Source organism: Pseudomonas sp. URMO17WK12:I9 (genome assembly GCF_900230165.1).
GTDB classification, from domain to species: domain Bacteria; phylum Pseudomonadota; class Gammaproteobacteria; order Pseudomonadales; family Pseudomonadaceae; genus Aquipseudomonas; species Aquipseudomonas fulva.
The window spans coordinates 58,759-83,684 of the sequence record NZ_OCMQ01000004.1; the positions used below are offsets into that span (position 1 = coordinate 58,759).

Sequence of the window (24,926 nt, forward strand, 5' to 3'; positions counted from 1 at the left end):
CCCTTGGTTTCAGGCGACATTTAATTATAGTATTGCGCCTTTCCCTATTCGTCCGCCCCGTGCGGCTTACGCCGCAGGTCACCGCCGTTGTCAAAAAAAACCGCACGGTCGGCCTGCATACTGTTGCAGATAAGGTAGTCAATCATGAGCGCTAGGCACTTTCTCTCCCTGCTGGACTTCACCACCGACGAATTGCTCGGGGTGATCCGCCGCGGCATCGAGCTGAAGGACCTGCGCAAGCGCGGCGTGCTGTTCGAGCCGCTCAAAAGCCGTGTGCTGGGCATGATCTTCGAAAAATCTTCGACCCGCACCCGCGTGTCCTTCGAAGCCGGGATGATCCAGCTTGGCGGCCAGGCCATCTTCCTGTCCCCACGCGACACCCAGCTGGGGCGAGGCGAGCCAATCGGCGACAGCGCCATCGTCTTGTCGAGCATGCTCGACGTGGTGATGATACGGACCCACGCCCACAGCACCCTGACCGACTTTGCCGCCAAGTCCCGCGTACCGGTGATCAATGCCCTGTCGGACGAGTCGCACCCGTGTCAGCTTCTGGCCGACATGCAGACGTTTCTCGAGCACCGGGGGGCGATCGAGGGCAAGACCGTCGCCTGGATTGGCGATGGCTTCAACATGTGCAACTCCTACATCGAAGCGGCCCGGCAGTTCGGTTTCCAGCTGCGCATCGCCTGCCCCGAGGGGTATGAGCCCGATCCCCGGTTCATGGCCATCGGCGCTGAGCACGTGCAGATCGTGCGCGATCCCCGCGAAGCGGTAAAAGGCGCCCACCTGGTGACCACCGATGTCTGGACTTCCATGGGTCAGGAAGAGGAAACTGCTCGTCGCCTGGCGCATTTCGCGCCGTACCAGGTCACCCGCGACATGCTCGACCTGGCAGCACCTGACGTCTTGTTCATGCATTGCCTACCCGCCCACCGCGGCGAGGAAATCAGCCATGATCTGCTCGATGACCCCCGTTCGGTCGCCTGGGATCAAGCTGAGAACCGCCTGCATGCACAAAAGGCACTTCTCGAATTTCTCGTCGAACCGGCTTACCACCACGCATGAGTCAACCTCTACTGCTCAACCTGCGCAACCTTGCCTGCGGCTACGGCGACCAGCGCATCGTCCAGAACCTGAATCTGCATCTGAATGCAGGCGACATTGGCTGCCTGCTTGGCTCGTCCGGCTGCGGCAAAACCACGACCTTGCGCGCCATCGCGGGTTTCGAGTCGGTGCACGAAGGCGAAATCCAACTGGCCGGCAACGTCATTTCCAAGGCGGGGTTTACCCTGGCGCCGGAGAAGCGTCGCATCGGCATGGTGTTCCAGGACTACGCCCTGTTCCCCCATCTGACGGTGGCGCAGAACATCGCCTTCGGTATCGCCAAGCACCCACGCCAAGCTGCGGTCATCGACGAGATGCTCGACCTGGTCAAGTTGGGTGGGTTGGGTGGCCGTTACCCCCACGAGTTGTCCGGCGGCCAGCAGCAGCGGGTCGCACTGGCACGGGCGTTGGCCCCAGAGCCGCAATTGCTGCTTTTGGACGAGCCGTTTTCCAATCTTGACGTGGAGCTTCGTCGCAGGCTCAGCCATGAGGTGCGGGACATCCTCAAGCAGCGCGGCACCAGCGCCATTCTGGTCACCCATGACCAGGAAGAAGCGTTCGCTGTCAGCGACCAGGTTGGGGTGTTCAAGGAGGGCCGGCTTGAGCAGTGGGATACGCCCTACAACCTGTACCACGAGCCGCAGACACCTTTCGTGGCCAGTTTCATCGGCCAGGGCTATTTCATCCGTGGCCAGATGACCAGCGTGGAAGCCGTCAGCACCGAACTGGGCGAGCTGCGAGGCAACCGTGCCTATCGCATGGCGCAGGGCAGCTCGGTGGATGTGTTGCTGCGCCCGGATGATATCGTGCACGCTCCCGAAAGCCCGTTGCGCGCTGTCATCGTGGCCAAGAGCTTTCTAGGCGCCTCAACGCTGTATCGCCTGCAACTCCCCACCGGCAGCCAGCTCGAAGCGATCTTCACCAGCCATGTGGATCGTCAGCCAGGCGAAGAGGTGGGCATTGCGGTAAAAGCCGACCACCTGGTGGTGTTCCCGGTGCCAGGTAGCATCGCTACCCAGACGGTGCAGCAGGCAACAGGGGTTCGTCGCCACAGCGGGCCAAACTGACCAGGCCCGGGCTACGTCTTGAGCGGACGCGCTACCGGCTCGATCCGAGCGGGTAGCGAGGGTGAATGGGCGCTGGCATCACGTTCTGCCGATACTGGCAAAGGTGCCCTGAGTATGCTCGGCCAAAGTCGTTGCCGCCAGTTCTACCTCCAGCCCACGTCGTCCAGCACTCACATGGATGGTCGCAAAACGCTGCGCCGCCTCGTCGATGAAGGTGCGCAGACGCTTCTTCTGCCCTAAGGGGCTGATCCCACCTACCAGGTAACCCGTTGCTCGCTGCGCCTTGACCGGATCGGCCATCTCGCACTTTTTGACGCCCGCCGCATGCGCCAAGGCCTTGAGATCGAGCGTACCCACCACAGGCACCACCGCCACCAGCAGCTCTCCTTTTTCGCTACAGGCCAGCAGCGTCTTGAACACCTGCTTTGGGTCCAGGCCGAGCTTATCTGCAGCTTCCAGCCCATAGGACGCTGTCTTGGGATCATGCTCGTAGCTGTGAACGTGATAGTGCGCGTGATGCTTTTTCAACAGATCCAGAGCGGGTGTCATACGAAGTTCCGGTGTAAGACAGATCGGCAGCTACTTTAGGTCAATTCCTACATCCCAGCCAATAAGCCCAAGCGCCCCGCTCTACAAAGGGGCGTCACGCTGGCGGCGGTTGCCCAAAACGTGACTGACCGTTCACTTTCGACCTTTGACATCAGCGTTTCTTGTCTATATTTTTTCGTTTCTGAATACCGGGGGTGCACCTTCACGGTGCATCTCATACCCGCCCAGGACCATCCGGAAGGTCCGGGCCTTGCTGTCGAGCCCCGCGCGACTCACAACAAAAACAACGAGGTCATACATGACAATTGCCCAAGGCCAACCCACGCTGTCCAGCCAGTGCCTGGCCGAATTTCTCGGTACTGCGCTGCTGATCTTCTTCGGTACCGGCTGCGTCGCCGCGCTCAAGGTCGCAGGCGCAAGCTTCGGACTCTGGGAAATCAGCATCATTTGGGGGGTGGGGGTCAGCATGAGTATCTACCTCACCGCAGGGATCTCCGGTGCCCACCTGAACCCTGCCGTCAGCATCGCGCTGACCCTGTTCGCCGGCTTCGAGCGGCGCAAGCTGCCTTTCTACATACTAGCCCAAGTGTGCGGTGCCTTCTGCGGCGCGGCACTGGTCTACACCCTCTACAGCAGCCTGTTCTTCGATTTCGAACAAGCGCACACCCTGCTGCGCGGTAGTGAATCCAGCCTGGAACTGGCGGCGGTGTTCTCGACCTACCCACACCCCTCCCTGTCCACGGCGCAAGCGCTGCTGGTTGAGGTGGTCATCACGGCGATCCTCATGGCCGTCATCATGGCCCTGACCGACGACAACAACGGCCTGCCACGCGGCGCGATGGCGCCGCTGCTGATCGGCCTGCTGATCGCGGTGATTGGCAGTGCCATGGGGCCGTTGACCGGCTTTGCCATGAACCCGGCACGCGATCTGGGCCCGAAAATCATGACGTTCCTGGCAGGCTGGGGCGAAATCGCCTTTACCGGCGGCCGGGATGTGCCTTACTTCCTGGTGCCGATATTCGGCCCTATCATCGGCGCCTGCCTGGGTGCTGCCACCTATCGTGGCTTGATTGCCCGCAACCTGCCTGCACCAGCGCCCACGCCCGCGACAGGCGACGGTCGCCAAGGCGATACGCAAATCAGTTGAGCACGGCAGCCAGACCCGCCACGACCCCTATTTTGCAAGGCCAACACCATGACAGACACTCAGGACAAGCAATACATCATCGCCCTGGACCAGGGCACCACCAGTTCGCGTGCGATCATCTTCGACCGTGACGCCAATGTGGTCGGCACCTCACAGCGTGAGTTCGTGCAGCATTATCCGCAGGCAGGCTGGGTCGAGCACGACCCCATGGAAATCTTTGCCACCCAGAGTGCGACCATGGTCGAGGCACTGGCCCAGGCTGGCATCAGCCATGCCCAGGTCGCGGCCCTGGGTATCACCAACCAGCGCGAGACGACCGTCGTCTGGGACAAGGAAACAGGCCGCCCGGTGTACAATGCCATCGTCTGGCAATGCCGGCGCAGCACCGAAATCTGCGCCCAGCTCAAGCGCGACGGCTTTGAGGACTACATTCGTGAAACCACGGGCCTGGTCACCGACCCGTACTTTTCCGGTACCAAGCTCAAGTGGATCCTGGACAATGTCGACGGCGCCCGGGAACGCGCCGAACGTGGCGAGCTGCTGTTCGGCACCGTCGATACCTGGCTGATCTGGAAGTTTTCCGGCGGCAAGGTGCATGTCACCGACTACACCAATGCCTCGCGAACCCTCATGTTCAACATCCACACGCTGCAGTGGGATGAAAAACTGCTCGACATCCTGGGCATTCCTGCGCAAATGCTGCCAGAAGTGCGCTCCTCCTCCGAGGTCTATGGGCACACCAAAAGTGGCATCGCCATCGCCGGCATTGCCGGGGACCAGCAATCGGCACTGTTCGGGCAGATGTGCGTGGAACCGGGGCAGGCGAAGAACACCTACGGCACCGGTTGCTTCCTGTTGATGAACACGGGCGACAAGGCCGTCACGTCATCCCATGGCCTGCTGACCACCATTGCCTGTGGCCCGCGCGGTGAAGTGGCCTATGCCCTGGAAGGGGCCGTGTTCAACGGTGGCTCGACGGTCCAGTGGCTGCGTGATGAGCTGAAGATCGTCAATGACGCGTTGGATACCGAGTACTTCGCCAGCAAGGTAAAGGACAGCAATGGCGTCTACCTGGTGCCTGCCTTCACCGGCCTCGGCGCCCCCTACTGGGACCCTTATGCCCGCGGTGCGCTATTTGGCCTGACCCGTGGCGTCAAGGTGGATCACATCATCCGCGCAGCATTGGAGTCCATCGCCTACCAGACCCGCGACGTGCTCGATGCCATGCAGCAGGACTGCGGCCAGCGCCTGTCCGAACTGCGCGTCGACGGCGGCGCCGTGGCCAACAATTTCCTCATGCAGTTCCAGGCCGATATCCTCGGCACGTGTGTCGAGCGCCCCAAGATGCGTGAAACCACGGCGCTGGGTGCAGCCTACCTGGCGGGCCTGGCTTGCGGTTTCTGGAGCAGTCTGGACGAGCTGCGCAACAAGGCGATCATCGAGCGGGAGTTCAGCCCGCAACTGGATGAAACGCAGAAAGAGAAATTGTACGGCGGCTGGAAAAAAGCCGTCGATCGCACCCGCGATTGGGAAGATCACGACGCCTGATCGCTTTAGGCAACGGCGCAGTCCGCTCCCAGGTCAGCGCCGGATCCACCCTTCGGACGCCACGCTGGTCGTCATCCCCGTCCTACGGCATCATTGCAGCATTTGTCAGGCTGCTCCGAAGGACGTCCATGAATTTGCCTCCACGCCAACAACAAATCCTCGAACTGGTCCGCGACCGCGGCTATGTCAGTATCGAGGAAATGGCGCAGCTGTTCGTCGTTACCCCGCAGACGATCCGCCGCGACATCAACCAACTGGCAGAGCTCGACCTGTTGCGCCGGTACCACGGGGGCGCAGCCTACGATTCAAGCGTCGAAAACACCGCCTATGCCATGCGCGCCGACCAGATGCGTGATGAAAAGCAGCGCATCGCCGAGGCTGTCGCGCGGCAGGTGCCCGATCATGCCTCGCTGTTCATCAATATCGGGACCACCACCGAATCCATCGCCCGCGCTTTGCTCAACCACAGCCAACTGAAGGTCATTACCAACAACCTGCACGTCGCCTCCATCCTGGCGGCCAAGGATGACTTCGAGGTGCTGGTGGCGGGCGGCACCGTGCGCCGTGACGGCGGTGTCGTAGGCCAGGCGAGTGTGGACTTCATCAATCAGTTCAAGGTCGATTACGCCCTGGTCGGCATCAGCGGCATCGATGAAGACGGGAGCCTGCTGGATTTCGACTATCAGGAAGTGCGCGTGTCCCAGGCGATCATCGCCAATGCTCGGCAGGTGATTCTGGCTGCGGACTCCAGCAAGTTCGGGCGCAATGCCATGGTGCGCCTGGGGGCCATCAGCCTGGTCGACTGCCTGGTGACTGACCAGGCACCGACCCCTGCCCTGGTCCAACTGCTCAATGACCACAAGGTACGTGTCGAAGTGGTTTAGAAGATCGGCGCCGGCGCTGTGAGCATGGGCGCCCGACACACGCTGACTTTTTCGTTAATGTTCATTTGCTTGTCACCTGATCAGTATTTTCTATGAATACGGACTGGCGAGTCGCCTGCGCTTGCGCTAGTATTTTCGGAAACGAACATAAATGTTCACTTTCGATACGAACTGCTCCAGGAGGCCTTCCCTGTGTCCCAGCCCGATTCGACCAGCGCTCCCGTCGCCGACTGCTATGACCTGGTGGTGATAGGCGGTGGCATCAACGGTGTGGGCATCGCCGCCGACGCAGCCGGCCGCGGCCTGAAAGTCTTCCTGTGTGAAAAGGACGACCTGGCCAGGCACACCTCGTCAGCCAGCAGCAAGCTGATTCACGGAGGTCTGCGCTACCTCGAGCATTACGAGTTTCGTCTGGTACGCGAGGCCCTGGCCGAACGCGAAGTCCTGTTGGCCAAGGCACCGCACATCGTCAAACCCATGCGCTTCGTGCTGCCCCATCGCCCCCATTTGCGCCCTGCCTGGATGATCCGTGCTGGCCTGTTCCTGTACGACCACCTGGGCAAGCGCAAGCGGCTGGGCGCCTCGCGCAGCCTGCGATTTGGCGCTGGCTCCGCGCTCAAGCCGGCCATCACCCGTGGTTTCGAATATGCCGACTGCTGGGTCGATGATGCTCGCCTGGTGGTCCTCAACGCCATGGCTGCCCGTGAACATGGCGCGCACATTCACACCCAGACGCTGTGCCTGGGCGCCAAACGTGTCGGCGCCCTCTGGGAAGTGGAAGTGCAACACGCCGACGGCAGCACCCGGACGGTGCGTGCCAAGGGCCTGGTGAACGCCGCCGGCCCATGGGTTGCGCAGTTCATCAAGAACGACCTGAAACTGGACGCCCCTTATGGGATCCGTCTGATCCAGGGGAGTCATCTGATCGTCCCTAGGCTGTATGAAGGCGAGCACGCCTACATTCTGCAGAACGAAGACCAGCGCATCGTTTTCTGCATTCCGTACCTTGATCGTTTCACACTGATCGGCACCACCGACCGTGAATACACGGGCGATCCTGCCAAGGTGGCGATCACCGATCAGGAAACCGACTACCTGCTCAACGTGGTCAACGCCCACTTCAATCATCAGCTTCAGCGCAGTGACATTTTCAGCACCTATGCAGGCGTTCGCCCTCTGTGCAATGACGAATCGGACAACCCATCGGCCGTTACCCGCGACTACACTTTGGCACTGTCGGCCGCCCACGGTGAAGCCCCCCTGCTCTCGGTCTTCGGTGGCAAGCTCACCACTTACCGCAAGCTGGCCGAATCGGCCATGGCCGAACTCAAGCCGTTCTTCAGCCAGATGGGCGGTAGTTGGACAGCCGAATCAACCCTGCCGGGCGGTGAGGACATGACCACGCCGCAGGCACTTGAAGAAGCCTTGCTTGCTCGGCATACCTGGCTTGCCCCGGCCATTGCCCAGCGCTGGGCACGCACCTATGGCAGCCGCGTCTGGACGCTTCTGGCAGGCGTTGAAGGCCCGCAGGACCTGGGTCAGGCCATCGGTGCAGGGCTGTTTGCCCGCGAGGTGGATTACCTGCGCGAGCATGAGTGGGCTACCAGCCTTGAAGATATCCTGTGGCGTCGTACCAAGCTTGGGCTGTTCACCACCGAAGCCGAACAGAACACCCTTAGCCAGTACCTGGAAAAGGCAACGCAGCGCAGTCACGCTGCCTGACCCAGATGTACCGCCTGTCAGCACATGCTCACAGGCGGCTGTAGGCCTCGACGGCCAGCTCGTGGTAAAGCGCCTGCTCGTGCGCATCGAGCTCAGCCTTCAAGGCAGCAGCCTGTTGAAGATAGACCTGCTCCCCGTGTTCGCCGACGGTGCGCTCGGCGGTTTCGAGCCGTTGGTGAAACGGTGCAGCCAGCGCCTCGAAACGTTCGCGGTAATGACTGCGTACAAACGACTGCCAGAACTCGCGTTGCGCCAGTGCCGCGGCCAGTACATCCAAACTCTCGCCCGCCAGTACCCGCTCTCCGGCCAGCCTGATCTGCCGACTGCTGACATCGCTGAATTCCGGGTAATTCATGTAACTTGGTTGAGCCGGTAACCCCAAGCGGTTCGCCAGATTGACCCGGTAAGCCAGGTACACCTCGATGTCATCCACCCTCGCATAGGGATCGCGCCGCATACGCTCGATATGCCGAGCGGCGATACTGTCCACCTGGTCCAGACGATACAGCGAACGCCCAAGGCGCAGGAGTTCGCGCTCAGTCTGCCCGGCACTCGCCCCAGCCGTATGAACGGCAATAAGCGTTCTCACCTCAAGTTGACTGAGCAGTAGCAACAAACGGTCTTCGCAGGTCTGCGGGCCTTGGGTCTGCAGGTAGACCGATTCGCGGACATCCGTACTTTCAGCACACAATTCGAGAATGCGCCATATGCGTGCGCGGTAGTATGGCGGGCGTTCATGGAAATCGTCAGATTCGGCAAAGTCGGCAAGGAACCGGAAGAGATCGGCCGAGCCCTCATCGTCAAGCAAGGCGTTCCAGATGCCTTCATATCGATGGCGAATGTCTGGCTTGGCCGGTCCAATCCAGCTGTCTCGCAGCTCGTCGTCAATGGACACCTGGGCATGGGTGCGCGGCGCGAGCGAGCCCTCGTTTACAGTGGCGAGTGCTTGCTGACTGGCTTCGTCCAACGGATTGTCGTGCAGGGACATTTGCTGGATGTGTTCTCCGAGCATCTGCAGATGCTCGTTGACCTCACGAATCTGGTTTTCCCGGATGTCCATCAGGCCGCGCCACAGTAATTGATGGCGCTGCGGGATGTTCAACAGGCCTGTGTTGCGCAGTGAAATCGTACGCAGATGACGTAGGGGAGACAGGTTCGGTATTCTGCCGATCGGATTACCGCTCAAGCTAATGTACTCAAGGTGGGTCAGTCTGGTCAGTGCCGTGTCACTGTCAGGTCGAAGTACGATTCGATTGTCATCGAACCGCAATACCCGCAACTGCTCCAGGTCACTGAGGCCGGTCGGCAGCTGCGTCAACTGGTTGCCGCGCAGATCGAGCACCTGCAGGTGCGGGAAGCGCTTGAGAAAGTTGTCGCTGACGTTGATAAGCGCCAAGTTGCGCAGGCTCAATTGCCGCACGTGATTGAAATCGATGTCGTCAGGCAGGTCAGGTAGCGTGCCCACCTGCTCGCCCTGTATACGCAGCACATACTCATCGTTCCCGGACCCAACTGTCTTGCGTCGCCAAGCGCGGCGGATCTGGGTGGCAACCCTGCGTCGGCGGCGCCCATCGATGAAACCATTGCGTTGGCTCTCCCAGGAGGCGAGGGACTCACGCAAACGTGCCAGTCGCCCTTCGAGATCGCTCAAGTGGTCCCATAAATTCACGTCGCGCTCGGTCAATTGCTCCAGGTAGGCGTCCATCTGGCTCTCGGTCAGCGTCGGGTAGATGCGGTGTATGCCCCGGCGTAGTGCTTGCCGGCTGCTCTCCCCTCGCCCGCTGAGGGGGTAACCAATACGACCATCCTGGAGTCGGCGAGGCGGGTTGAATCGGCCACCCAGAGCCACCATGCCCAGTGACTGGGCCGTTTTGCCCCGATCGACAGCCGCCCTGTGCAGCAGGTTTTCCGCCAATTCGACAGCCGTAACCGATGAACCGCCGAAGGCGGTTTTCTGGGTTTCATCCAGGGTCTGCAGCAAACACGCCAGCAGTCCTTGATCCACGGCCTGAATCGAACGTGCCTGCAACTGATATCCTCCGCTGGTCTGCACGATCACCTCGGTGCGCTGTGCGTCAACTGGGCCGTGGGAGGCCACGAGCTTGCCCTGGGCCTCACCCAGGCGCACCTCGATACGCATCGACACAGGCCATGGCGATGTTTCATCGATCAGCGCCAGCGCCAGGCGCAGTGTGTCCAGGTTGGTGGCCTGCTCATGCTCGAAGCCCAACAGCGCGCGATCGATGCGGCTTTCACGCACTGCCCAACGCGCCCGCTCAGCAAGCGGCAGGGGGACCTTGCCGCTCATCAGCGTTTCAAGTTGTTCTGTGGTCGCGCATTCCACGATTTCTTGCGCAAGTGGCACTGACAGGCCGGTGAAGTCGCGAGTGAGCGTATCCACGCCAACGCCTGGCTCGCCCACTGAATGCGTCAGCGCTTGCTCGACCAACAGCTCTGATGTCGGCCCCTGCCCATACAGCAGGTGCCGTGCCTGCGCTTCTCTGAACCGCGCTGGCGCCGGTTCCTCGTGTACCCGCAGGCTGCGCAAGTGTTCGGGCGTCAGGCCGGTGATATGCACCAGCGCGTCGGCGTCCACGTCCGACACTTGCTCAAGATCGGCGCCAAAGCTGCGTATCAATTCCCCCGGATGCTCCAGGTAGTGGGCCGACGCCGGCATCTTTTTTAGCCGCAATCCCCTGTTGCCGGCCATGACCGGCGTGAGGCCGTCGACCAAACCGATGCGCTCGAGCGCGCCGCCGAACAATGGCTGCGCAGCACCCAGAAGCGCGCCCGTGGCCACGACCTGGGCCACATTGAACACATGCGCCAGCGCTTGCTGCCTGTCGCCTATCTGCCAAGTCTCGTAACCGTCATAGATTTCGCGCACGACGTCCACCGCAGCCGCAACAAATAAAACTTCGCCCAGGCCGGGGACGAACAGCGCGGCCAGGGTAAGCGCATCCAGCCCTGCCCCTTTCAAGGCGTCGATGCGCTCGTGCCGCTCAAGTTGAGTCAGGTCGCCTGTGGGAACGGCAAGTACCCGGGCATCATCGATCATTGCATCGAGCAAGCGCTTGCGCAGGCAGGCAAAGACAGAGCCTTCTATTGCGAAATGCCGACCATCGAGGGCGAGCGGTGTAGGACCAGTCGAGGATTTGTTCAACTGCGCCAGCTGGGCCAGAAACGCAGGCCGCTCGCGCTGAGCAATCAAGCCGGCAAAGTACTGTGTATATCGACGCTCACGCAGCCGCATGCCGAGGTGTTCGTACAATCCAGTCCAGTTCGCATGCCGCCCGATGGGCTCGGCCGGGTCATTGGAAAACCAGCTTATCAGGCCGTGCACGGGCCCATTTGCCGCCGCGCGAAGCTCAATGACCAGGCAACGCTGAACGCGCTTACCCAAGACGAATAGCTCGAACGCCTGGAACAGTTGAGCCACGGCCGGTACCGTCGGCTTGCGGGCTATCAGCGGCAGAAGTGTGAGGTAGTCTTGATCGGTCAGCTGCCCTTTGAGCCTGGCCATCCTGACTGCAACATCAAGCGCCGCGCGTAGGCGCTCCTCGAAAATCTGTTCCACTGCACGCTGCCCAAAATCGGCGGGTGCCGGGGGACGCGCCTTGGGGAACAGGCACGTATGCAGCTGCTGCTGGTACCGCCCGCCCAGATCCAGCTGCCGGCAGAGGCGAGCAAACGCTTCGAAGGAAAGCGGCAGTACAGTGCCGTCTGCCTTCTGCAATTGAGCGCGCCGGTGCAGGCCGGGATGGGTCTCGCTTTCATGAAAGTTGTGTAACGCGGCCATCAACAGCGATTCATTGCTGTAAATCACCTTCATGGGTGTGTGCAGCCGAGGGGCGGCACTGGGCATCGCAAGCCTGTCGTGCACCACCACCCGAGCGGTATCCACATTCACCTCGCCCAAGCCCATGGCTCGCAGCGCCTCCTGAAGCAATGGGCGGGCAAAGGTCTGCAGCCCAGGCAACGTTTTCAGACGCACCTTGACCGCCTCGCAGGACAACTGTTCAAGCTCGAGCGCACGATGGAACGTGCTGAGCAGGTCTGGATCGGCGCTGGTCAGCCAAGCCGGCAACGCGCTCGCCACGAGCGCATCAACGGAAACGTGAGGTAGTGCGTTATCTGCCACGGATCTTCCTCTGGTCTGGGAAATGCCGCAGCAGAACATCGAGCTGTCATGGACAGGTGTTACATATACATATGGCTAGGTGCACAATGGTGAGCACTCATTCGGATAACCGAACATAAAAATGACGGTAATTCGAATTTCCGACCCTGCTGAAAAACTCGAATTAGTCGAACAAGGCTAACGCCCTTGCTTTCAGCGGGGCTAACATGCTTCACGGACCTTGGCACGACTTCTGCTCATATCCATTCAACCGGATGCAACCGCTGCCGTATCCGTTGAACGAAAGAGTCCGCCAACGGCTCCATAAAAAAAACAAACACGTCGAGGAAAATTTGATGCGTATCGTTCGTCAATTGCTGGGCGCCGCCATCGCGGCTGCTGTGATCGCTTCGCCGGCCATGGCCGAAGAACTCACCGGCACCCTGAAGAAGATCAAGGATTCAGGCACCATCACCCTGGGCCACCGCGACTCCTCCATCCCGTTTTCCTACCTGGCCGGCAAGCCAGAGCCCGTCGGCTACTCCCACGATATCCAGCTGGCCGTCGTCGAGGCCCTGAAGAAGCAACTGGGTACCGACATCAAGGTCCGCTACAACCTGGTCACTTCCCAGACCCGCATCCCGCTCGTACAGAACGGCACCGTCGACCTGGAGTGCGGCTCCACCACCAACAACGTCGAGCGCCAGCAGCAAGTCAGCTTTTCGGTGGGTATCTTCGAGGTTGGCACCCGTCTGCTGACCAAGGTCAAGGACGGCCAGCCGGCCTACAAGGACTTCGCAGATCTGGCTGGCAAGAACGTGGTGACCACCGCGGGCACCACCTCCGAACGCCTCCTCAAGGCCATGAACGCCGACAAGCAGATGAAGATGAACGTGATCTCCGCCAAGGACCACGGTGAAGCCTTCAACATGCTCGAGAGCGGTCGCGCTGTGGCCTTCATGATGGACGACGCGCTGCTCGCTGGCGAAATGGCCAAGGCTCGCAAGCCGTCGGACTGGGTCATCACCGGTACGCCGCAATCCTACGAAATCTACGGTTGCATGGTGCGCAAGGGTGATGAGCCCTTCAAGAAGGCCGTGGATGACGCGATCATTGGCTACTTCAAGTCCGGTGAAGTCAACAAGAGCTACGACAAGTGGTTCCAGCAGCCAATCCCGCCTAAAGGCCTGAACCTGCAGTTCCCAATGAGCGACGAGCTCAAGAAGCTGATCGCCGAGCCGACCGACAAGGCGGCGGACGAGAAGAAATCCTGACCCCCAGCCTGGAGCCTGCCGCGCTGCAAGGCGCGAATTAAACGGGCAGGCTCCCCGTTAGTGTCTAACCTTTCATCCGAGGGCAGTTTGCCCTCGGATGCTGGAAGGTGCCTGTGAAACAATCGTCTGAGGGGAAATCCCGATGAATTACAACTGGGACTGGGGCGTATTCTTCAAGTCCACTGGCGTGGGCAGCGAAACCTATCTGGACTGGTACATCACCGGCCTGGGGTGGACCATCGCCATCGCCATTTCCGCCTGGATCATCGCCTTGCTGCTGGGGTCGATCCTGGGCGTGATGCGAACCGTGCCTAACCGGCTCGTTTCCGGTATCGCAACCGCATACGTCGAGCTGTTCCGCAACGTGCCTTTGCTGGTGCAGCTGTTCATCTGGTACTTCCTGGTGCCGGACCTGCTGCCAGAGGGGCTGCAGGAATGGTTCAAGCAGGACTTGAACCCGACCACGTCGGCCTTGATCAGTGTGGTCGTGTGCCTGGGCCTGTTCACCGCCGCGCGCGTGTGCGAACAGGTTCGCACCGGCATCCAGGCCCTGCCGCGTGGCCAGGAAGCCGCCGCGCGAGCGATGGGTTTCAGCCTGCCGCAGATCTACACCAACGTGCTGCTGCCACAGGCCTACCGCATCATCATTCCGCCACTTACCTCCGAATTCCTGAACGTGTTCAAGAACTCCTCGGTGGCTTCGTTGATCGGCCTGATGGAGCTGCTGGCGCAAACCAAGCAGACTGCCGAGTTCTCGGCGAACCTGTTCGAAGCGTTCACCTTGGCCACGTTGATCTATTTCACCCTCAACATGGGCCTGATGCTGCTCATGCGTATCGTCGAGAAGAAAGTGGCCGTACCTGGCCTGATCTCTGTGGGGGGCAAGTAAATGGACCTGGATTTCAGCGAAATCATCCCCGCCCTGCCCGCCCTCTGGGATGGCATGGCCATGACCCTGCAATTGATGGTGATGGGCGTCATCGGCGGCATCGTGCTGGGCACCCTGCTGGCGCTGATGCGCCTGTCGTCGAATAAACTGCTGTCCAGGCTGGCCGGCGCCTACGTCAACTATTTTCGTTCGATCCCGCTGCTGCTGGTGATCACCTGGTTCTACCTGGCGGTGCCGTTCGTGCTGCGCTGGATCACTGGGCAGGATACGCCGGTGGGGGCCTTCACCTCCTGCGTGGTCGCCTTCATGATGTTCGAGGCGGCCTACTTCTGCGAAATCGTGCGTGCCGGTGTGCAGTCGATCTCCAAAGGCCAGATGGGCGCAGCCCAGGCGTTGGGCATGACCTATGGCCAGACCATGCGCCTGATCATCCTGCCCCAGGCCTTCCGCAAGATGACGCCGTTGCTGCTGCAGCAGAGCATCATCCTGTTCCAGGACACGTCCTTGGTCTACACGGTAGGCCTGGTCGACTTCCTCAACTCGGCACGCTCCAACGGCGACATCATCGGGCGCTCCCACGAGTTCCTGATCTTCGCCGGCATCGTGTATTTCATCATCAGCTTCTCCGCTTCGTGGCTGGTCAAGCGCCTGCAAAAAAGGATCACCGTATGATTTCCATCAAGAACGTCAACAAGTGGTACGGGGACTTCCAGGTGCTGACCGACTGCAGCACCGAGGTCAAGAAAGGTGAAGTGGTGGTGGTATGCGGTCCCTCGGGGTCGGGCAAGTCCACCCTGATCAAGTGCGTGAACGCGCTGGAGCCTTTCCAGAAGGGCGACATCGTGGTCGACGGCACTTCGATCGCCGACGCCAAGACCAACCTGCCCAAGCTGCGCTCGCGCGTGGGCATGGTCTTCCAGCATTTCGAGCTGTTCCCGCACCTGACCATCACCGAAAACCTGACCATTGCCCAGCGCAAGGTGCTGGGCCGCAGTGAGGCCGAAGCCACCAAGAAGGGCCTGGCCTTGCTCGACCGCGTCGGCTTGAGTGCCCACGCCAAGAAGCATCCCGGGCAGTTGTCCGGCGGTCAGCAGCAACGGGTCGCCATCGCGCGCGCATTGTCCATGGACCCGATCGTCATGCTGTTCGACGAGCCTACTTCGGCCCTGGACCCGGAGATGGTCAACGAAGTGCTGGACGTGATGGTCGAGCTTGCCCACGAAGGCATGACCATGATGTGCGTGACCCACGAAATGGGCTTTGCTCGCAAAGTGGCCAACCGCGTGATCTTCATGGACAAGGGCAACATCATCGAGGATTGCCAGAAGGAAGACTTCTTCGGCAACCCCGAAGGCCGTCACGAACGCACCCAGCACTTCCTGAGCAAGATCCTTCAGCACTGATCCTGCCTCATCGAGCCGCTCGGCCCCGCCGCCCTTGCGGGCAGCGGGCGCTGGTCGTGACGAGGTCACTGTGATGAAATGCGACCCCTCGCTCCTGTTACCTGCCAAGCCTGCCGTGAAAGCCCGCCTTGTTCGCCAACTGCTGTTACCACCGCTGATCGTCCTGCTGATGATCGGGCTGGGCATGGCCGGGTTCCTGATCAGCGAGAGCAACGGCATACGGGTGCTCAGTGAAAATGGCGAACGCCAGTTGGAATTGCATGCACGCACGGTCGAAAGCGAGATCAGCAAGTACACCTACCTTCCCAGCCTGCTGGAACTCGAAGACAGTGTGTCGCACCTGCTGACCGACCCTGATGGAGGTTCACGGCAAACCGTCAACGAATATCTCGAAGGCCTCAACCGGCGCAGCCGCAGCCGCGCGATCTTCGTGCTCGACACCCAGGGGCGGGTGCAAGCCACCAGCAACTGGCGCGATACCGACTCCTTCCTGGGTGAAGACCTGTCGTTTCGCGCGTATTTCCAGACCGCCGTGCGTGGCGAACCGGGGCGTTTCTACGGCATCGGCAGCACCACGGGCGAAGCCGGTTACTACCTGGCCCATGGGCTCGAGGAGCATGGCAAGATCATCGGCGTGGCCGTGATCAAGGTGCGCCTCGATACCTTGGAGGAACGTTGGCAGCGCGCCCGCCTGGAAGCGTTCGTCAGCGACGAGAACGGGATCATCATTCTTTCCAGCGATCCGGCTCGACGCCTCAAATCAGTCCGTCCGCTGACCCCGCAAACCAAGGAGCGCCTGGCGCGCAGCCTGCAATACTACTGGTGGCCGCTCAACGAGTTGCAACCGCTGGGGCGCGAGACCCTGGCCGACGGGGTGGAAAAGCTGACCTTCCCGGCCAACAGCGAAACGGCCCAGGGCAACCCGCATGAGGTGGCCTACCTGGCCCAGACACGTCGCCTGGTCGATACGCCTTGGCACTTCACGCTGCTGACGCCGCTTCAGGACCTGCGCCGCGAGTCCATGGTGCAAGGTATTCTGGTTGGCGTGGCGTTTGCCTTGCTGACCATTCTGGGCATCGCCTGGAACGAGCGACGCAAAGTCATCGCCACCCGCCTGGCAGCCCGCGAGGCGCTGGAGCAAGCCAATAGCCAGCTTGAGCGTCGCATCGCCGAGCGTACGGCCGACCTGCGGGCCAGCAATGAGCGGCTCAAGGGGCAGATACGCGAGCGCCGTCATGCCGAGCAGACCCTGCGCCAGGCCCAAGACGAACTGGTGCAGGCTGGCAAACTGGCGGCCATCGGGCAGATGTCCACCAGTATTGCCCATGAGCTCAATCAACCCTTGGCGGCGCTGCGTACCTTGTCGGGCAATACCGTTCGGTTCATCGAACGCGGCGCTCTGGATACCGCCAGTACCAACCTGCGCACCATCAATGGCCTGGTCGACCGCATGGGCCGCATCACCGCCAGCCTGCGTTCATTCGCCCGACGCAGCGACGACAGCGGCCAGGCCGCAGTGGCCAAGGCGGTCGAAGCCAGCCTGCAGGTGCTGGCAGAACGCATCAATAGCAGCCACCTACAGGTACACCGCGATTACGAAGACCTGCAGTTGGCCATCGACCAGACCCGCCTGGAGCAGATTCTGGTTAATCTCATCGGCAACGCCCTGGATGCCATGGCTGTCCAGCCCCAGCCGGCCTTGTGGCTCGAAGGCGAACTGCAAGGTGACAAATACCGCTTGCAGGTGCGCGACAACGGCCATGGTATCGATCCGGAGGCACGCAAGCATCTTTTCGAACCGTTCTTCACCACCAAGCCGGGCGACGATGGCCTTGGCCTGGGCCTGACCCTCTCGGCCAGCCTTGCTGCGGCCGCCAAGGGCAGCCTCAGTGTCGAGCATCCTGCCAGCGGCGGCACAGCCTTCGTGCTGATCCTGCCCTTGGCATCCACCCCCACCGAATCGGCAGACTTTCCATGACCCAAGCGCCCCTTACCGTTCTGATCGTCGAAGACGACCCCCATGTCCTTCTTGGCTGCCAGCAGGCACTGGCGCTGGAGGACATCGGTTGCGAAGGCGTGGGCAGTGCCGAACAGGCGCTCGAACGCATTGGCGATGATTTTGCCGGCATCGTGGTCAGTGACATTCGCCTTCCGGGTATCGATGGCCTAGAGCTGCTCAACCGTCTCAAGGCACGCGATCGCAGCCTGCCAGTCGTCCTGATCACCGGGCACGGCGATATCGACATGGCCGTCGGCGCCATGCGCAACGGCGCGTATGACTTCATGGAAAAGCCCTTCTCGCCCGAGCGGCTGGTCGATGTGGTGCGCCGTGCGCTCGAGCAGCGCGGTCTGTCCCGCGAAGTGTCGGCGCTGCGCCGCCAGCTTGCCGGGCAAAGCAGCCTGGAAGGGCGCATCATCGGGCGCTCGCCCGCCATGCAGCACCTGCGCGAACTGATCGCCAACGTGGCGGACACTTCTGCCAATGTGCTGATCGAGGGTGAAACAGGCACCGGTAAGGAACTGGTGGCCCGCTGCCTGCACGACTTCAGCCGTCGCCAGGGCCAGCCCTTCGTGGCACTGAACTGCGGTGGCCTGCCAGAGAACCTGTTCGAGAGCGAGATATTCGGCCACGAAGCCAACGCCTTCACCGGTGCTGGCAAACGCCGCATCGGCAAGATCGAGCACGCCAACGGCGGCACGCTGTTCCTCGATGAAGTGGAAAGCATGCCGATCAACCTCCAGATCAAACTGTTGCGGGTGTTACAGGAGCGTACCCTGGAACGGCTCGGCTCGAACCAGAGCATTCCAGTGGATTGCCGGCTCATTGCGGCGACCAAGGCCGACCTCGACAGCCTGGGTCAGAGCGGGCAGTTCCGCAGCGACCTGTATTACCGTCTGAACGTGGTGACCCTCGAACTGCCACCGCTACGCGAACGCCGCGAAGACATCCTGCAGCTGTTCGAACACTTCCTTCAACAATCGGCCCTGCGGTTCGACCGAGAGACGCCCACTCTGGACAGCCAGACCCTGTCACGGCTGATGGCCCACGACTGGCCGGGCAACGTTCGCGAATTGCGTAACGTGGCCGAGCGCTATGCGCTGGGTCTGCCCGCCTTCAAGAAAGGCCCTACGGGCACCAGCAGCCAAGGGCTGGGCTTTGCCGAAGCTGTGGAGGCCTTCGAGCGCAACCTGCTCAGTGACGCCTTGCAGCGCACCGGCGGCAACTTGAGCCAGGCGAGCCAGGAGTTGGGCATGGCGAAGACCACGTTGTTCGACAAGGTCAAGAAATACGGGCTTGGTTGAGTTACCCAGGCGCTGCACCGTCTCAGTCGATAGGCAAGGCACGGTCGACAGCGGCGGCAACATGAGGGAAACTCAACTCCATGATGTTCACCCTCAGCCTTACCCCCGGAGTCAGCTGTGCTGGAGATTCGCCACCTGAAAACCCTTCATGCCCTGCGCGAGGCAGACAGCCTGGTCGAAGCGGCCGAGCGGTTGCACTTGACCCAGTCGGCCCTGTCACACCAGTTCAAGGAGCTGGAAGAGCGCCTGGGCCTGACGTTGTTCGTGCGCAAGAGCAAGCCCATTCGCTTCACCAGCGCCGGGCTGCGCCTGCTGCAACTGGCCGACGCCACGCTTCCCCTGTTGCGTGGCGCCGAGCGCGATATCGCCAGACTGGCGGGGGGCACGGCCGGTCGCTTGCACATGGCCATCGAATGCCACAGCTGTTTCCAGTGGCTGATGCCCACCATCGATCAGTTCCGTGATGCCTGGCCTGAAGTGGAACTGGACTTGGCGTCAGGCTTCGCGTTCGCGCCCTTGCCCGCCTTGGCCCGTGGCGACCTGGACCTGGTGGTGACCTCCGATCCCCTGGACCTGGCCGGCATCACCTACGTTCCTCTGTTCACCTACGAAGCCATGCTGGCAGTGGCCAACCAACACCCGTTGGCCAGCAAACCCTACATGGTGCCCCAGGACCTGGCGGACCAGACCCTGATCACCTACCCGGTGGAACGCGACCGTCTGGACATCTTCACCCGCTTCCTGGAGCCAGCCGACATCGAACCTGCGGCCGTACGCACCTCCGAGCTCACGGTCATGATGATGCAGTTGGTGGCCAGCGGCCGGGGCGTGTGCGGCATGCCCCATTGGGCCTTGCACGAATACAGCTCTCGCGGCTACGTCAAAGGCAAGCGCCTGGGCGAAAAAGGCCTGTTCGCGACACTCTACGCGGCCGTGCGCACCGACATGCTCGATGCGCCCTACATGCGCGATTTTCTACTGACGGCCAAGGACACTTCGTTCGCCACCCTCGACGGTGTCAGCGCGGTACGCTGAGCAACTGGTGGTATAGCGGCAGGATCAGATCACGGGTCAAGGGCGCCAAGGGCATTTCTGGCGTCTGGTCAGCGGCCAGCCAGGTGATCTCCTCGATTTCGGCCGCCGGCATTACCGCTGCCGCGCAGTCCACCCGGAACAGCTCGGCCTGCACCTCGAACCCCGGCTCATTGGCGGCCGGGGCACTGAACTGGCCAAGGCGCACGGCCTTGGCGGGGTCGATCTGCAGGCCCAGTTCCTCGAGCAGCTCCCGGGCAAGCGCCTGAACCGGGGTTTCGCCTGCATCGATCTTGCCGCCCGGCTGCATGAATGCCTGGGTGCCGCGCTTGCGCACCAGCAGGGTGCGACCTTGCGGGTCCAGCAATAATGCGGCGGCAATGCGGATGATATTGGCCATGGGTGATCTCCCTGAAAATGGGCGGCGAGCATCCCATGCCTCCCCGACCGTGACAAGGCCACTGCCAGGCTCGGACACAGGCGGACGAACGGTCACTTGCCAACCTGGCCTGTACCCTTCATAACCTTCTCATGACGCTTCCTGCCGCGAACCATCCAGTACTTGAGCTGTTCCATCCAGGCGTTGCGGCCTGGTTCTCAGGCCATTATCCGTCGGTGACCGATGCCCAGGCCCAGGCCTGGCCGCTCATCCAGGCGGGACAATCCGTGCTGCTGGCAGCGCCGACCGGCTCAGGCAAGACGCTCAGTGCATTCCTGGCAGTGCTCGACGCGCTGTTTCGCCAGGGGCTGGAGCAGGGCGGCACATTGCACGCCACCACGCAAATCGTCTATGTATCGCCCTTGAAAGCCCTGTCCAACGACATCCGTTTGAACCTGCAAGTACCGCTGGAGGGCATCCAGCGCGCGCTCCAAGCGCAAGGGCACGCAGCCCCCACCATCACCACGGCGGTGCGCACCGGTGATACGCCCCAGAAAGAACGTATCGCCATGCGCAAGCAGGCGCCGCACATTCTAGTCACGACCCCGGAGTCCCTGTACGTGCTGATGGGTTCGGCCTCTGGACGTGAAGGCCTGCGCACGGTGCACACCGTCATCGTCGATGAGATCCATGCCCTGGCCGGCAACAAGCGCGGTTGCCACCTGGCGCTGACCCTCGAACGCCTGCAAGCGTTGTGTGACCGTCCGCTGCGACGCATCGGCCTGTCTGCCACCCAGCGTCCGGTCGAACGCGTGGCGCAGTTTCTGGTGGGCAGCGGGCGGGCCTGCGCCATCGTCGATGTGGGGCACGCGCGTCAACGTGACCTGGCCATCGAAATCCCACCCGTGCCACTGGGGGCGGTGCTCGACCAGGATGCATGGGGGCTGGTGTACGATCGTTTGGCCGAACTGGCCCGTGCGCATCGCACCACCCTGGTGTTCGTCAACACCCGGCGGCTGGCTGAGCGTATCACCCGTCACCTGAGCGATCGGCTGGGCGCGGCGGCGGTGGCCGCTCACCATGGCAGCCTGTCCAAGGAGAGGCGCCTGAGTGCCGAGCAGCGCCTGAAGGCCGGCGAGCTGCAGGTGCTGGTGGCCACTGCCTCGCTGGAACTTGGCATCGACATCGGCGACATCGACCTGGTGTGCCAGGTCGCTTCACCCGGCTCGATCGCAGCGTTCCTGCAGCGCGTGGGGCGTGCTGGGCATCAGGTGGACGGGGTGCCCAAAGGACGGTTGTTCGCGACATCGCGAGACGACCTGATCGAGTGCGTGGCGCTGCTCGATTGCGTGCGCCGCGGCGAGCTGGATGAAGTACAGGTACCGCAGGCGCCGCTGGATGTACTGGCCCAGCAGATCGTCGCCGAGGCCAGCAACCAGACCTGGCACGAGCGAGCGCTGTTCGACTGCCTGCGCCAGGCCATGCCGTTCGACACGTTGGCGTACGAACATTACGACGCCTTGCTCGGCATGCTTGCCGAAGGCTACAACGGCCGCCAGGGCGTGCGCGGCGCGTACCTGCACCGCGATGCGGTCAGCGGCATGGTGCGAGGGCGCCGTGGCAGCCAGCTCACCGCTTTGACCAGTGGCGGGACGATTCCCGACAATGCCGACTACGCCGTCATGCTCGACCCCCAGGCGCTGAACATCGGCAGCGTCAACGAAGACTTCGCCGTGGAGAGCATGGCTGGCGACATCTTCCAGCTGGGCAATGCGTCCTATCGCATCCTGCGCGTGGAGGCCGGGCGAGTCCGGGTCGAAGACGCACACGGCCAGCCCCCCACGATCCCGTTCTGGCTAGGCGAAGCCCCTGGGCGCAGCCGCGAGCTCAGCGCTGCCGTGGCCAGGCTGCAAGGGCAGATCGATGACCGCCTGCAACACGCCGGTGGCTCGCTGCCGCACGTGCTGGCCTGGCTGCAAGCCACCTTCGAACTGGACGCCAGCTGTGCCGAACAGTTGCTCGACTACCTGGCCCGTACGCGGCAGGTACTGGGCGCCCTGCCCTCCCAGGACACCCTGGTGATGGAGCGCTTCTTCGACGAGTCAGGCGGCACGCAGCTGATCATTCACTCGCCGTTCGGCAGCCGCATCAACCGCGCTTGGGGGCTGGCCCTGCGCAAGCGGTTCTGCCGTACCTTCAATGTCGAGCTGCAAGCGGCAGCCAGTGAAGATGCTATCGTGCTGTCGCTGTCAACCAGCCACAGCTTCGCCCTCGACGAAGTGTGGCGCTACCTCGACAGCCGCAGCGCCGAGCAGGTGCTGATCCAGGCCGTGCTCGACGCCCCGATGTTCGGTGTGCGCTGGCGCTGGAACGCGGGTGTGGCGATGGCCTTGCCGCGTTTTGCCGGTGGTCGCAAAGTTGCGCCGCAGATCCAGCGCATGAAAAGCGAGGACCTGATCGCCTCGGTATTCCCCGATCAGATCGCCTGCCTTGAGAATCTGCCCGGTGAACGGCAGGTGCCGGACCACCCACTGGTTCGTCAGACCCTCGACGACTGCCTGCACGACGCCATGGATAGCAAGGGCTGGCTGGTGTTGCTGCGGCGCATGGAAAGCGGTGCCGTGCGCCTGCTGGCATGCGACCTGTCGGCGCCCTCGCCGCTGGCCTCAGCCATTCTCAACGCCAGGCCTTACACCTTTCTGGATGATGCCCCGATTGAAGAGCGTCGTACCCAGGCGGTCCTTAATCGCCGCTGGGCGGATGTGCAGTCAGGCGATGAGCTGGGTGCACTGGATGCGGATGCGATCGCGGCGGTGGCAGCCGAGGCTTGGCCGCAGCCGGTCAACGCTGATGAAATGCATGAAGCGCTGATGAGCCTGGGCGCCATCAGCCAGACAGAAGCCCAGGCAGGCTCACGCTGGCGTACGCTGCTTGACCAGCTGGCCAAGCGGGGCCGGGCCGTCTACCTGCCTGAGCAGGCGTTGTGGCTGGCCCGTGAGCGCTTGACGCTGTTGCAAGCCGTCTACCCCGATTGCCCTCTGGTGCCTGCCGTCGAACCGCTGCCTGGCTTCGATCAACCCGTGGACCACGGCCTGGCGCTGCCCGAATTGCTGCGTGCCCGGCTGAGCGGCCATGGGCCTGTCACCGTCGCCCAGCTTGCGGCGCCGCTGGGCAAGCCCATCGCTGAGGTGGAACAGGCCTTGGCCCGGCTCGAGGCCCAAGGCCATGTGCTACGGGGCCATTTCAGCCCGGATGCAGTAGCCACACAGTGGTGCGAACGCCACCTGCTGGCGCGTATTCACCGCTATACCGTCAAACGCCTGCGCCGGGAGATCGAGCCCGTCAGCCTGCAGGACTTCATGCGTTTCCTGTTTCACTGGCAACACCTTGATCCGGGGCAACGGTTGCAAGGGCCGCAGGCGCTGCCTGCTGTGCTGGCCCAGCTGCAGGGATTTCCAAGTGCGGCCGGGGCGTGGGAAGCCGACGTGCTGCCGGCGCGCGTACGCGATTACAGCCCCAGCTGGCTCGACGAGGCTTGCCGCAGCGGGCAGTTCGCCTGGAGCCGGTTGGCAAACACCGTGTCAGCCAGCACGGTGGCCAGCACGCCTGTGGTGTTGCTGCCTCGCGAACACCTGCAGCTGTGGCGAAGCCTGGCCCCACCCCCGAGTCTCGACACCTTGGGACCACGCGCCCAGCGGGTGCATGACGCCCTGAAAACCCGGGGTGCACTGTTCTTCGACGAATTGGCCCAAGAGGCCCGCCTGCTCCCCAGCGAACTGGAAACGGCCCTGCAGGCGCTGGTCGGTGCAGGCCTGGCCAATGCCGACAGCTTCACCGGGCTGCGCAGCCTGATCACCCCGGCCGCTCGGCGCACCACGCGTCGGCCTCGCTTCGGTCACCTGCCCTTGTCCAGCAGCATGGCCCATGCAGGGCGCTGGGCCCTGCTGGCGCGCAGCGAAGCCGAGCTGGATCAGGATCAGCGCATCGAACACCTTGCTCGCCTGCTGCTGCAGCGCTACGGGGTGATGTGCTGGCGCCTGTTGGCGCGTGAGAGCGATGTGCTGCCGCCCTGGCGTGATCTGCTGCGCTGCTACCATCGCCTGGAGGCGCGTGGGGAAATACGGGGCGGGCGCTTCATTGCCGGATTGTCCGGCGAACAGTTCGCCTTGCCCGAAGCCGTGGCAATGCTGCGCCAGATTCGCCGGCAAGCGGCGGACGGCACACTGGTGGTGGTCAGCGCCAGTGATCCGCTGAACCTGATCGGCACGTTGCTGCCGGGGGCCAAGGTACCTGCCACCAGCGGCAACCGGCTGCTCTACCGCGACGGCGTGCCGGTGGCTGCGCGGGTGGGCAAGCGTTACGACTACCTGGTCGAGGCTTGCGCGGCGCAGCAGACGCAGTGGCGGCAGTTGCTGCTGCGCGACACGGCCTTTGCAGGGACGGACAAGTTGGCTATGGTCGGGGCTCAACCCAGGCCGTGAGCCTGACCGAGCCATCGCAAGGAC

At 62.4% G+C, this 24,926-nt stretch carries 17 protein-coding genes; 14 read left to right on the top strand and 3 right to left on the bottom strand.

Features of this window, described 5'->3' with window-relative positions; translation table 11 throughout:
* The first annotated feature begins 144 nt into the window (after positions 1–144).
* Complete coding sequence (argF, locus tag CRP40_RS10500; protein WP_023535282.1) at positions 145–1,065, top strand: ornithine carbamoyltransferase; 921 nt, start codon at positions 145–147, stop codon at positions 1,063–1,065.
* Positions 1,062–2,171 (top strand): ABC transporter ATP-binding protein, encoded by a 1,110-nt coding sequence (locus tag CRP40_RS10505; RefSeq protein ID WP_027915353.1) that lies wholly within the window; start codon positions 1,062–1,064, stop codon positions 2,169–2,171. The genes argF and CRP40_RS10505 overlap by 4 nt, the downstream gene beginning before the upstream one ends.
* A 78-nt stretch (positions 2,172–2,249) precedes the next feature.
* Here the strand turns inward: CRP40_RS10505 and ybaK are convergent, their stop codons facing one another.
* Entirely contained in the window at positions 2,250–2,720 is a 471-nt protein-coding gene (gene ybaK, locus CRP40_RS10510; RefSeq protein WP_027915354.1) for a Cys-tRNA(Pro) deacylase, read from the bottom strand.
* A gap of 298 nt (positions 2,721–3,018) precedes the next feature.
* On the opposite strand from ybaK, the gene CRP40_RS10515 reads away from it, so the two are divergent.
* The 4 genes from CRP40_RS10515 (at position 3,019) to glpD (ending at position 8,021) form a co-directional block, all read left to right on the top strand.
* Positions 3,019–3,867 carry an MIP/aquaporin family protein gene (locus CRP40_RS10515; protein WP_027915355.1) on the top strand — a complete coding sequence of 283 codons (849 nt, stop codon included), beginning with the start codon at positions 3,019–3,021 and terminating at the stop codon, positions 3,865–3,867.
* A gap of 48 nt (positions 3,868–3,915) precedes the next feature.
* A complete protein-coding gene (glpK, locus tag CRP40_RS10520; RefSeq protein ID WP_027915356.1) occupies positions 3,916–5,415 on the top strand; it encodes a glycerol kinase GlpK in 1,500 nt (499 codons plus the stop codon).
* Positions 5,416–5,543: 128 nt separating this feature from the next.
* On the top strand, positions 5,544–6,299 hold the full coding sequence (locus tag CRP40_RS10525) for a DeoR/GlpR family transcriptional regulator (RefSeq protein WP_027915357.1): 756 nt from the start codon (positions 5,544–5,546) through the stop codon (positions 6,297–6,299).
* Between the two features lie 192 nt (positions 6,300–6,491).
* Complete coding sequence (gene glpD / locus CRP40_RS10530; protein ID WP_027915358.1) at positions 6,492–8,021, top strand: glycerol-3-phosphate dehydrogenase; 1,530 nt, start codon at positions 6,492–6,494, stop codon at positions 8,019–8,021.
* Between the two features lie 28 nt (positions 8,022–8,049).
* Here the strand turns inward: glpD and CRP40_RS10535 are convergent, their stop codons facing one another.
* Positions 8,050–12,162, bottom strand: coding sequence for an NEL-type E3 ubiquitin ligase domain-containing protein (locus tag CRP40_RS10535; RefSeq protein ID WP_027915359.1), 4,113 nt, complete (start codon positions 12,160–12,162; stop codon positions 8,050–8,052).
* Positions 12,163–12,497: 335 nt separating this feature from the next.
* Between CRP40_RS10535 and CRP40_RS10540 the strand changes: the two genes are divergently transcribed.
* The 7 genes from CRP40_RS10540 to metR all read left to right on the top strand — a co-directional run bounded on the left by CRP40_RS10540 (position 12,498) and on the right by metR (position 20,045).
* Positions 12,498–13,415 carry a glutamate/aspartate ABC transporter substrate-binding protein gene (locus CRP40_RS10540; RefSeq protein ID WP_027915360.1) on the top strand — a complete coding sequence of 306 codons (918 nt, stop codon included), beginning with the start codon at positions 12,498–12,500 and terminating at the stop codon, positions 13,413–13,415.
* Between the two features lie 142 nt (positions 13,416–13,557).
* The gene (locus tag CRP40_RS10545) at positions 13,558–14,304 is read left to right on the top strand and encodes an amino acid ABC transporter permease (RefSeq protein WP_023535216.1); all 747 of its coding nucleotides are present in this window, start codon (positions 13,558–13,560) and stop codon (positions 14,302–14,304) included.
* Positions 14,305–14,976, top strand: a complete 672-nt coding sequence (locus CRP40_RS10550) for an ABC transporter permease subunit (protein ID WP_027915361.1) — start codon at positions 14,305–14,307, stop codon at positions 14,974–14,976. It begins immediately after the preceding gene.
* Positions 14,973–15,707 carry an amino acid ABC transporter ATP-binding protein gene (locus CRP40_RS10555; RefSeq protein WP_027915362.1) on the top strand — a complete coding sequence of 245 codons (735 nt, stop codon included), beginning with the start codon at positions 14,973–14,975 and terminating at the stop codon, positions 15,705–15,707. The genes CRP40_RS10550 and CRP40_RS10555 overlap by 4 nt, the downstream gene beginning before the upstream one ends.
* A gap of 73 nt (positions 15,708–15,780) precedes the next feature.
* On the top strand, positions 15,781–17,685 hold the full coding sequence (locus CRP40_RS10560; protein WP_027915363.1) for an ATP-binding protein: 1,905 nt from the start codon (positions 15,781–15,783) through the stop codon (positions 17,683–17,685).
* A complete protein-coding gene (locus CRP40_RS10565) occupies positions 17,682–19,010 on the top strand; it encodes a sigma-54 dependent transcriptional regulator (protein ID WP_027915364.1) in 1,329 nt (442 codons plus the stop codon). Before CRP40_RS10560 ends, CRP40_RS10565 begins: the two co-directional genes overlap by 4 nt.
* A gap of 117 nt (positions 19,011–19,127) precedes the next feature.
* Positions 19,128–20,045, top strand: coding sequence for a transcriptional regulator MetR (gene metR, locus CRP40_RS10570; protein ID WP_023535218.1), 918 nt, complete (start codon positions 19,128–19,130; stop codon positions 20,043–20,045).
* Here metR and CRP40_RS10575 read toward each other — a convergent pair.
* Positions 20,029–20,442 carry an NUDIX domain-containing protein gene (locus tag CRP40_RS10575; RefSeq protein WP_027915365.1) on the bottom strand — a complete coding sequence of 138 codons (414 nt, stop codon included), beginning with the start codon at positions 20,440–20,442 and terminating at the stop codon, positions 20,029–20,031. The two genes, metR and CRP40_RS10575, sit on opposite strands and share 17 nt — an antisense overlap.
* A gap of 131 nt (positions 20,443–20,573) precedes the next feature.
* Between CRP40_RS10575 and CRP40_RS10580 the strand changes: the two genes are divergently transcribed.
* The gene (locus tag CRP40_RS10580; protein WP_050587339.1) at positions 20,574–24,902 is read left to right on the top strand and encodes a DEAD/DEAH box helicase; all 4,329 of its coding nucleotides are present in this window, start codon (positions 20,574–20,576) and stop codon (positions 24,900–24,902) included.
* Positions 24,903–24,926 lie beyond the last annotated feature (24 nt).